The organism is Aeromonas sp. R1-2 (assembly GCF_040908505.1).
In the GTDB taxonomy this organism is placed as follows: domain Bacteria; phylum Pseudomonadota; class Gammaproteobacteria; order Enterobacterales; family Aeromonadaceae; genus Aeromonas; species Aeromonas veronii.
Window position 1 is genome coordinate 1 of record NZ_JBFODU010000051.1, and the last position, 9,931, is coordinate 9,931.

A 9,931-nucleotide genomic window follows, 5' to 3' on the forward strand; every position below is an offset into this window, starting at 1 on the left:
GTGCGTGCCGGCAGGAGCATCACCATGCCTGACCCCGACAACCAGACACCCGAACAGCGCATCAAGGAACTCGAGCAACAGCTGGCGCTGATGAGCCAGAAGGCCCAGTTCTTTGAGGCCGTCGTCGATGTACTGAAGAATGACTACGGCGTCTCCATCGTAAAAAAGACTGTTACCAGAATGCGTTGGCGGAGCGGGTGAACGAGATTTTGAAAGGAGAGCTGTTGTTGCAAAGCCCGCAGGATTTGACGCAAGCGCGGGAAATGGTGCGTGAAGCAGTAGATATTTACAACGAGGAGCGGCCGCATCATGCGTTGAAATACAGAACCCCCGATGCGGTACATAGGGGGTTCTGAGTAGAGAAATGCTAGTTGAAAATGTGTAAACCTATTTCAGGACTAGACATGCCATTTAGCCACTCCCCTGCCCCGCCAATCCGTTCAGCACAATTCGGCAATGGCGCAAAGCCTTGTTCCCATAAAAAACCCGTGTCGTCTGATGAACGACACGGGCCGGATAGATGCCGCCAGCGCCTCAGCTCTGCACGGCAATCTCGTACTTCTTTATCTTGCGATAGAGGGTAGCAATCCCAATCCCCAGCGCCTGTGCTGCCAGTTTCTTGTTGCCGAGCCGCTGCAGGGTCTCTTCAATCATCTGTTTCTCCATGCTCTCAAGGCCGCTCTCACCCGGTACGGGTTCAGGCAGTTTCTCCGGCGTGGCGGCGAGCGGAGCGGCGGCAGCCACATTGAACGCCGCATCCAGGTTGGTCACCGGGATCGACTGGGCGGTGACGCGATGGGGCTCCTGATTGCGGATGATGTTGGGGGGCAGCAGGCTGGCGTCAATCACCTCGCCCGCCTGGCTGACGTTGACCAGATATTCGATGAGGTTGCTGAGCTCGCGCACGTTGCCCGGCCAGCGATACCCCTTGAGCAGCGCCATCACCTCGGGTGCCAGACCGGGATAGACAATGCCAATGCGGCTGGTGTGCAGGTTGAGGAAGTAGTGGGTCAGCAGCTCCACGTCCCCTTCCCGCTCCCGCAGCGGCGGCAGGTTGAGGGGGATGACGTTGATGCGATAGTAGAGATCCTCGCGAAACTTCCCCTCGGCGATGTATTGATCGAGATGCTGGTGAGTGGCGGCGATGATGCGAATATCCACCGGCACCGGTCGGCTGGCCCCGATGGGGGTCACCTCCCGCAGCTCCAGCACCCGCAGCAGCTTGGCCTGCATGGTGAGAGGCATGTCGCCAATCTCGTCAAGGAACAGGGTGCCCTGATGGGCCGCCTGAATAAGGCCCTGCTTGCCACCGCTGGAGGCACCGGTAAAGGAGCCCTTCACATAGCCAAACAGCTCGCTCTCCAGCAGTTGTTCGGGAATGGCGGCACAGTTGATGGCGATAAAGGGCTTGTCCTGCCGCGGACTCAGGCGATGGACAGCGCGGGCCACTACCTCTTTACCGGTGCCGCTCTCGCCACAAATCAGCACGCTGGAGGGGCTCTGGGCGATGCGGTGCAGCAGTCGTTTGAGGGGGCGCATCGGCTTGCTCTCGCCGATCAGCTGATCGATCCGCACATCCGGATCCGGCTCCTGAACCTGACCGGAGTGGGACTGATGAAAGGCCATCAGAAAGAGCTGCTGCCCCTGCACATGGTGTAGCTGGCCGATGATCAGCTCCTGACGACCTTCAAAGGTGATGATGTGCTGAAGATGACCACTCAGCCCCTGTTGGGAGAAAGTGAGCGGGCGGATCCCCACTTCGCGCCCCTGCAGCTGTTCCTGCTGGCAACCCAGATGATGGAGTGCCGCCTCGTTGGCGTAGAGCAGTTGACTCTTGTCATCGAGCAGCAGGCAACCCTGATCCATGTTGGTCATCAGATTGAGGAACACCTTGTTGACCCCGTCCGACAGCCCGCGCGAATCGAGCAACTTGGCCACAAAGATGGTGGAAATGTGGCGCACATAGTCGCACACATCCTGCAGATTGTTGTTGAGGCGCGCCTGCTGCTCGTCGCTGAAGGCCACCAGACTGATCACCCCGATGCAGCGCTCGTCCACCATGATGGGCACCCCGAGGAAGGCGCGCTCACGGCAACTCTCCTTGCAGGTACAACCGTCACACACGGGATCATCGCTGGTGTGGGTAACGATCTTCTCACGCTGGTTATCAATCACATAGCGCAGCAGGCGGGAGTCGCCCTCCAGCTGACGTCCGAAGAACTTGCCATAGGGCCCGGTGCCAGCCACCCGAACCATATCGGCATCCACAATTTCGACCTCAAGCTGCAGCACACTCGCCAGCATCTTGGCAAAGCGCAAGATGGTCGGCTGGATCTGCATCAACAGACACTGGTTGCTCACGGATCTCATCCATCATTCCTTTTTATTCTTGTTATCCTCCCCCTAAAGGGAGTCATGCTGACCAGATACTAAGGGATATCAGGGGGAACTACTTCGGGGGGGATCACGAAAAGGGAAATGGCGTGTCGCTACAGCTCGCACTATGTGCAGGCTGGTCTGGGGAAAGAGAATGGGGTGTTATAAACGGCAAAAGGCTGCCTGGCATTCGGCAACCTGTTGCCGCCAATAGCAATTTTTAACTGGGTGAGCCTGAGTCTGGATTGGATTGGCGCTCTTCGTCTCCACGTGCCTGACGCCGCTCGATTGCTTCCTTGATGAGCTCCTCCTTCTGCTTGTCGAGATCCGCCAATAACTGCTGCTTCTTTTCATCTGACAGCTCGCTGTTATGCTCAACCTCTTTTTTCTGCTGCTCCAGCTCATCAAGCTTTTCCCTGCTCAGCCCGATACGCTGCGCCACCAAATTACCCCAAGCAATCTGGGTCAGGCTTCGCTCCTGCTCCTTGCGAGCCAACACAGGACGTTCATAGGTCGCATTAAATGCATCCCGACTTGCATTCAAGGTCACCTTGTCGTCAGCAAGCTGGATACTTTTCTGCTGCGTTTCGGCATATTCACTCGTCCGGGTCGCCCCCAGCGCTGGCTGCACTAATTGATATCGGGCTGCACCAATGATCATTATTCGCTCTCCACTCTCGTCTAAACGGCGAACAAAGCAATATTTGCGCCATGAATAAATTTACGAAAGAGCATAAAAACGGAAAATCACTCGCATCCTCTGCGACTTCCGAGGCACAGATAAAATTCAATAAAAACATAAAGATGAAAACACATGCGGTGGGATAAGCCACTCGGGCCAACCAAGCCTGCTGATCTGCAGACTCCATCGACAGATCATGCTGAATGTGGGGAAAACAACCTCTGAAATGGCATTTGGTTCACGCGCCGCGTACCTGTTTCAAGACTTGGCACTCATGGTCGAAATCCGCTTTATCTTGTGGCTGAATGTAACTTTGCCAGCGGGCAAACAGCTCGGCCGTCGGGTAACGATGCAGACGAATACCGGTGCGATAGAGTTTGGGAAAAAGTGGGTCTGGCTGGGATCTCACGACCAGACCGCGCAGCTTCTCGCCAGAGGGAATAGCGATCACCAGCTCATCCCCCTCTTTCAACCGTATGGCTCCCAGAATACCGATGCCGCCGATGGCTATGTCGCGCACCACCACATAGGGCACCGGATTGAGCAACTCCAGAAACCAGTTGCGACGGCGACATTCCGCCTTGTAACCACCGCCACTGAGGATAAAACGGCGGTGTCTGCGCCAGTCATAACCGGTAGGCAATGCCGGGTCATAGCGCGATTTTGCCTGCCCCACAGGATCAGATTGCTCACTTGTGCTCATCCGGTTTCCCTTACTGGCATTGGTTAAACAGTGTCAGTCAGCTCTTTTTCAACTATAACTGTCGCCGTTAGGCCCGGGGCTCAGGGCCGGATACAGGGACGACAGATGTATCACGGAAGCTAATGATGAATAGAGATGACATGGATGAAATGCGAACGACTGTGACTCGGTTCGATCAAGCAATTGGCCAGTGAGTCGCACCGCCGCAGCGATGCATTCTGACTTAGCCAGGCAGATGAAGTGCCAACCAGACCGCCAGCGGGATCACCACCACAGAGAGGGCATTGCCGCCGAGCACGATACCGGCCACCTTGTCCGGCTGACAGTGATACTGCTCGCAGAGCATATAATTCAACACCGCAGGGGGCAAGGAAACCGACAACATCAACAGCGGGATCCACTCCGTCTTGAGCGGCAACAGCCAGATCGCCAGCAGCAGCGACAATCCCCCCGCCAGCAGATAGAGCAGGTTGCACTTGAGCGCGAGGCCCAGGTGATCGAGCTCCCCCTCCATCAGGCGAATGCCCAGCGCAAAGAGCATCAGGGGCACCGAGATCTGGCCAAGCAGCGAGGCCGTGGTCACCACATATTCCGGCAGCGTAATGTGCAGGTTGGTGTAGCCCGCCGCCGAAAATGAAAAAGAGTTACGGGGAAAATGAAAAGCTATCGGCCCAGTAGTTTATCAAACTTGGTGGCACCGGAATCACTGAGTTTGATAAGCAAGTTAAACCGGCATTAAACCTCTATCTCATAGGTCGGTAAATCCGGCGCCTCTCCTGCCAGCTCCCCTCCCCTGTAAAATGCCTTCTTGCCGATGGCTACCCCGGTGCCCCGTACTGTGACCGTTCCACCCGCCAACGCGGTGAGAGTGGTGGTCGTGGTGCCTACTGCTGTCACGGTACCAACCTGCAAGGGATCAGCGCCCGGTACCAGCTCAAGGAATCGCTTAAACAGGTTCATACAAATCGCTCCACACTCAGTTGCTGGCGCACCGTCATGGCCCTGTTCTGCAGCGCAGCAGAGACCCTGACGCCCCGGTTGTAACCCTTCCAACCGTCCACGGCGAGCAGCGCACCCGGCAGGATCAAGCCGGTATCAGCTGACAACGGCAGTTCAATGGTCTGGGTACGCTTGGGCATAGTCTTGGCCAGCCCCACCACACCCTGGGCACGGGCGGCCGTCACATCACACACCAACGGGTGGGTGATGGTCGGCGCTTGTTGCTCGCCAGCCGTACCCTGGCGCACCACCCGCGCACTGATGCCCTGGTGGCCACCGCTGACCCAGATCCCGTTGGCGGCATGACCCGGCTGGAAGTCACTGCCCAGGGTGGTAATGATGGCGCGGGGGATCGCCACATCGGCCTCTGCAGTATCGAGCTGCCACGGCACCGTTGGATAACGTGGTTTGATGACCAGATGACGGTTGCGCTGGTGTGGCAGCACAAAGCCACCGGCCGCCTCGGCCAGGTACCTGACCACCTCGATCGGGGTCTGGTTATCCAGGCTAAAGAACCCGGCAGGCACCAACCAGTCAGCCGCTTGCCAATCCAGCGTCCAACCCACCGGCAATACGGCCGCAGCCAGCTGGGCCATGGTCGCGGCTGCACGCTCACTCACCGCCTGCGCCAATACATGAGTCGGCGACAAGTAAGCGGTGCGAGAGCGTCCCGTCAGCGTTGCCGACTCACGGCCAAAGCTCTGGCTCGATTGCCAGCCATCACACACGCAGTCCCATTGCTGCCTATTGATATGGATGCTGACCTCTTCCTCATCGGTCAGCGCAGCCGCCGCGATACGGGGGATTTGAGCGCTGAACTGCCACGCCCAGGAGTCGGTATCGAGTTCGATACTCACCGCAGTAGCTGGGATATCTAGCCCATCGCGTACCCGCACGATCTTTGCTGTATTGCTCACCAGATAAACCCTCCGGGTTGGAATGACAATTGCCGCATCACAGCCCTGCCAGACGAACTCCAGCTCTGCCGTGTCGCGCTTGCGACCGAACGCCAGCCGCAACACCCGCTTATCGGGGCGAATCGATGGTTTAGGTGGTTCTGGCGGCGGCATTTTGCCCTTGGGTGGCCACATGGCCTCGTCCCAGCCATCACGCCAGCCCTCTATCAGCGGCTTGCCGTGGTGCCAGGCTTGAGCGGCCACCCCTTTACCGATGGGGATGCCCTCTTGCCACTGGTCAGCCTGCCAAACCTGGTCAAAGCGCGGCGGGTTGGTGAACCCGACCAGGCGCCAGCTGCTGACCGGCGCCGCCTCAACCCACAGAGACTGATTCGCCACATGGCCAGCGGCCAGGCTGTCATAGCCCTGGCGGCTCTGCTGGCTGATCGGCAGCCCCTCGGCAAAGCGCTGTCGATTGGCCATGAACGTCTGGGGCATCTGCTCGCCCTGCTCGGCCACCTGCTGCTGATACGCGGCGGCCTGTTGCCACAGGGATCGGTTGGTTGCTCGCTCGTTGCCTGCCTTCTGCCATTCGCTACTGAGGGCCTGGTAATGGCTATCCGCCCGCTCCCAGGCATCCCCCATTGCACTGGCAGGGCCTCGGAATACGTTCTGGTCATACTCCCCGGCGAGCATCGGCACCGGGATGCGGGATGTGCTGGCAATGGTGCATTCAATGACGAACGTGCCTACCAGCTCCCCATGGCTATGGGTTTGGCTGGCAATCACCGCATCAAGTACCACAGAGCCGTCCAGCATCGCGCGGGAGCGATGCGGGGCGCCAGCCAATACCGATGCGAGTACCAGACCAGGTGACGCACTCAGGCGTGGCGGCAAGTTGGTACTATTCAGGATGCCGACCAGGCGCACCACGTCGGACTGGTTCAGCTCCAGCTGACCATTGATGCTGCGAGCCTTATGCAGCGCTAGGCTGGCATCCTTTCTGGCCATATGGTTCCCCGGTTACGGTTCAGTGATTGTGGCGGTATTGATGCGGATCAGCGCACCGACAAAAAACTCCGCTGCGGGCAGCTCCAGATCGGCGCCACTGCCCGGTACTCCGACATCGAGATCCGCCACAAAGGCCCCATCCCGGTCAACAATGCGCCCCCAGGTGGGGGCACCGCTGCCAGTGGCCATCTGCTCCGCCAGGGGTTTCAGGGTCAGCACCCCACCAGCGATCGTCTTGGCGCAAGGGTGGCTGAACGTCAGCACCACCAGAGCCAGCTGGTCAGTCGTGGCCGCCCCCGGTGCCGGTTTGGTGCCGGTGTAGATGGTCAGCTTGGCACTCGCCCCGCTGCCCGTATCAATGGCCGTGGCCAATAGCTGGGCGCGACTGGTGCGCAGCCCTTCGGCATAGGAGATCATGGTTATTTCCTCTTGATCGGGGCAAGCTGGGGGAATGATGCAGGTGCCCCCCCACCACCAGGCGGATAGGGTTTTGGCGCCTGATAGTCGGCAGCCACAGCGTTGTAGTCGGCGGGGCCATATGCCGGGTCATCCTGGGCGACCACCATATAACGGCGATTCAGCCACAGCAGATCGAACCGATAGACCCCATCCGATGCGCGGCTGTAGGTCTCGCCAACCAGCTCACCATCCTGGGTAAAGCAAAGAACCCGGCGCCGCACTCCCATCCCGCTGATGGTCACCGTACTTTCAATAAACCCCTGCTCCACGTTGCGCACCCCATCGCGGATCCAGAAATAGTCCCGACCCTTGCATAACAACTGCTGATTCATTGGTTGGTTAATCAATCGGCCAGCGACAAATGGTGGGGTTCCTTTCCACGCCACATCTTGCGGCACGAACTGAGCGCGAGCCTCCTGGTTGGCCACGGTGACGGTCATCGGGGTAGTGAACAGCACATAGGTAAACTCGACCTGTAGGGGTACGGACTCAAGCCCTATCTTTCGCAGGGTTTGCCCTGGTTGCAGCTCTATCCATATTTTTGCTTTCGGCGGCGCAATCATTTTGATTGAACGGACGAAAATCTTGGTCTGGTAGTAGCCAAACACCTGGCCGTTGATGGTCGTAAGGCCAAGATATGGTGCATCTGCGGGGCCCTCTGTCGTTACCCCGCCAACTGTCAGCGTTGCCTTGCCATTGAGATAGGCAAGCGTTGCAACCACTGCACCAGCCGCATCAAACAGCACCCCAGTTTGACCAGGCAAAATCCCCCTGGCCAAGGTGTAGGATGGCGCGATACCAGAGGCGACCAGGCCAACCCCTGGTTGGTGGACAATAGCGGCACCGGTTGGCAATACCAAGTCAGGCTGCAAAATGGCGTACTGCTCTGCCGTCAGCGCGGCAAAGTCACCGTTAAACCCTGATGGCGCACTGGCAATCCTCAGATAGCTTCCAGCTGAACAGCCTGACCCACCGGTATAGGTTTCAAAGGCCCGCATATTGGTAAAACGCAGAGTGGTGACAGATGCCATGGCGCAAACCAAGGTAAATGACGCATTGCGATTATCCAGGCCATCATCGGTATAAATCAGACTGGTGTCGGTAAAGGTCAGCTCACCATAGGTTGCAGGATATGGCCCACGCTGCGGAGCCTTGGTCAGACTTGCCAACGTCTTGCCGTACCATAAACCGCTGCGATAGTTACCGTCAGTTCTGGTACGAATAGCCCCAACCACATTGCCCACAGCATCCAGAAACTCCAGATCCATATCGCATAGATCATTTACCCAGCAGTTATTGTATGCCCCTAACTTAAAGCGATACCCCAGTGGCCGGAACTGGATAGAGCCACTCCATGTCCCTGTATCTGCGGAAGAGCTTCGGTTGAAGTTATACCGAAACAGACCAATATCCGCCGTGTCACCAAACCAGTCTGCCCACTCGGGGCCTGTGGTAGCCGTTACATCACAGGTGGCGTCATACGTGACTGTTCCCGCTTTGGAAACCATCAGCCACCCTTTTGACGGCAAGAAAGTCGCCATGACTTACCTCCATGGGCCGGTTAAGTCGAACCCCATCATGGTGACTTGCCCCCATGTGTAGTTGTTCTCCTCAAACCCTACCCGAATAAACCGCAATAACTTTCCTGGTATGGCTGGCAGGTCTTTGAAGTTTTTTCGATCCCAAGCCGCAACCGTAGCGAACGGGCACACCAACCCCGGCAAATAACCACGCAGATGGTTACCGGCCTCCATCACGATGGTGGGATCCGGGGTCACATAAATGCCGTTGTCAGGGCCATTGGGGATGTTCAACCCGTTACCAAACCGACCGAACAACCCTTTAAACCACCAGTTAATGGCACCAAACAGCTGATGATATGGGCGGGCGATAGCTCGACAGTTCGAGTTATCAAAATACGGATACTGATTACCCCAGCTAGTATTACCTCCTGACCCGCCAGCCCAGTTACGGCCAGCATCATCTGCTGCCGTGGTCGGATAGTGGTTAAGAACGGCGTGATAACGGTCACCGGGGCGAATAGAACGGATATAGCCAAAGCTATACATGAATTGCCAGTTACCAGCAGCATAAGCTGGCATGAAGTAAAACAACTGGCTATCACCCACAAGATCCCAGCGTTTATTTGAATAGCGCCCGGTACAGGGCCAACGGTGCTCAAAAATCGTGGTGTAGGTATTGATATCAACTACATCCTCAACCATCGCTACCTTGGCCAAACAGGCACCGTAGCTGGCACCGATCCAACCACTAAATGCCGTGTTGTCGATACGCAAGGAGACATTACCCGACTCGTTAACATTGGTAGGGCGCACGATAAAGGTTTTGCTGTCGCCGCTTTCAAAGGTCATCGTCCACCCCAACGGGGCAACCTTCATGGTCATGGCTGCGCCGCTGCCTGCTGCACCAGGGTTACCACCGTCAATCTCAAACCAGACCTGAGTGGCGGTGACCTGCATCACTCGATGCTCGCCGTTGTAGGCGGCAGGCGATACCCCCTCGACCAGGACAACTGAGTCTTGCAGATAAGCATGACCACCGGTAAAGGTCGCCACTGCCCACCCCTTGGCAACATCAAAGGCCAGTGCATTGATGGTCAGAGTGCCAAAGCCAGTAACTAGCACCGCCTTGAGCAAGGCAGCCAAAGTACCAGCAGTTGTGTCGCCCAGGTTTGGGGCCCCCTGCATTTCACTGGCGAACCACTTCACCGGATAAACAGCCATATATGTACTCTCCATGGCGGGGCGCGGTGCCCCATTGCCAAAAGGTGGTGGGGCGCTCTCT

The 9,931-nt window shown here is 57.5% G+C and carries 8 protein-coding genes and 3 pseudogenes; 2 read left to right on the top strand and 9 right to left on the bottom strand.

Annotated features, from left to right (window positions below):
• Together AB5Y76_RS17520 and AB5Y76_RS17525 are read left to right on the top strand one after the other, a co-directional pair.
• A pseudogene (locus tag AB5Y76_RS17520) lies at positions 1-201 on the top strand (IS3 family transposase); the annotation flags it as partial.
• Positions 168-356, top strand: a pseudogene (locus tag AB5Y76_RS17525) (integrase core domain-containing protein); the annotation flags it as partial. The pseudogenes AB5Y76_RS17520 and AB5Y76_RS17525, both read left to right, overlap by 34 nt.
• A 178-nt stretch (positions 357-534) precedes the next feature.
• Here the strand turns inward: AB5Y76_RS17525 and AB5Y76_RS17530 are convergent.
• The 9 genes and pseudogenes from AB5Y76_RS17530 to AB5Y76_RS17570 form a co-directional block, all read right to left on the bottom strand.
• Positions 535-2,370: a sigma 54-interacting transcriptional regulator gene (locus AB5Y76_RS17530; RefSeq protein ID WP_263717144.1), complete on the bottom strand. Its 1,836-nt coding sequence runs from the start codon at positions 2,368-2,370 to the stop codon at positions 535-537.
• Between the two features lie 226 nt (positions 2,371-2,596).
• A complete protein-coding gene (locus AB5Y76_RS17535) occupies positions 2,597-3,037 on the bottom strand; it encodes a hypothetical protein (protein WP_263717143.1) in 441 nt (146 codons plus the stop codon).
• 259 nt (positions 3,038-3,296) lie between these two features.
• A complete protein-coding gene (locus AB5Y76_RS17540) occupies positions 3,297-3,761 on the bottom strand; it encodes a hypothetical protein (RefSeq protein WP_005360970.1) in 465 nt (154 codons plus the stop codon).
• Between the two features lie 223 nt (positions 3,762-3,984).
• A pseudogene (locus tag AB5Y76_RS17545) lies at positions 3,985-4,374 on the bottom strand (AEC family transporter); the annotation flags it as partial.
• A 122-nt stretch (positions 4,375-4,496) separates the two neighbouring features.
• Positions 4,497-4,721 carry a hypothetical protein gene (locus tag AB5Y76_RS17550; RefSeq protein ID WP_111900168.1) on the bottom strand — a complete coding sequence of 75 codons (225 nt, stop codon included), beginning with the start codon at positions 4,719-4,721 and terminating at the stop codon, positions 4,497-4,499.
• Positions 4,718-6,667, bottom strand: coding sequence for a hypothetical protein (locus AB5Y76_RS17555; RefSeq protein WP_368177771.1), 1,950 nt, complete (start codon positions 6,665-6,667; stop codon positions 4,718-4,720). Before AB5Y76_RS17555 ends, AB5Y76_RS17550 begins: the two co-directional genes overlap by 4 nt.
• A 12-nt stretch (positions 6,668-6,679) precedes the next feature.
• Positions 6,680-7,084, bottom strand: a complete 405-nt coding sequence (locus AB5Y76_RS17560; RefSeq protein WP_368177772.1) for a hypothetical protein — start codon at positions 7,082-7,084, stop codon at positions 6,680-6,682.
• Between the two features lie 2 nt (positions 7,085-7,086).
• Entirely contained in the window at positions 7,087-8,667 is a 1,581-nt protein-coding gene (locus AB5Y76_RS17565) for a hypothetical protein (protein WP_368177773.1), read from the bottom strand.
• A gap of 3 nt (positions 8,668-8,670) precedes the next feature.
• A complete protein-coding gene (locus AB5Y76_RS17570; RefSeq protein ID WP_368177774.1) occupies positions 8,671-9,870 on the bottom strand; it encodes a hypothetical protein in 1,200 nt (399 codons plus the stop codon).
• Between the last annotated feature and the right edge of the window lie 61 nt (positions 9,871-9,931).

Excerpts from the sequence above, each read along its gene's own strand:
- AB5Y76_RS17530 (WP_263717144.1), bottom strand. The coding sequence starts at position 2,370 with ATGAGATCCGTGAGCAACCAGTGTCTGTTGATGCAGATCCAGCCGACC.
- AB5Y76_RS17535 (WP_263717143.1), bottom strand. The coding sequence starts at position 3,037 with ATGATCATTGGTGCAGCCCGATATCAATTAGTGCAGCCAGCGCTGGGG.
- AB5Y76_RS17540 (WP_005360970.1), bottom strand. The coding sequence starts at position 3,761 with ATGAGCACAAGTGAGCAATCTGATCCTGTGGGGCAGGCAAAATCGCGC.
- AB5Y76_RS17550 (WP_111900168.1), bottom strand. The coding sequence starts at position 4,721 with ATGAACCTGTTTAAGCGATTCCTTGAGCTGGTACCGGGCGCTGATCCC.
- AB5Y76_RS17555 (WP_368177771.1), bottom strand. The coding sequence starts at position 6,667 with ATGGCCAGAAAGGATGCCAGCCTAGCGCTGCATAAGGCTCGCAGCATC.
- AB5Y76_RS17560 (WP_368177772.1), bottom strand. The coding sequence starts at position 7,084 with ATGATCTCCTATGCCGAAGGGCTGCGCACCAGTCGCGCCCAGCTATTG.
- AB5Y76_RS17565 (WP_368177773.1), bottom strand. The coding sequence starts at position 8,667 with ATGGCGACTTTCTTGCCGTCAAAAGGGTGGCTGATGGTTTCCAAAGCG.
- AB5Y76_RS17570 (WP_368177774.1), bottom strand. The coding sequence starts at position 9,870 with ATGGCTGTTTATCCGGTGAAGTGGTTCGCCAGTGAAATGCAGGGGGCC.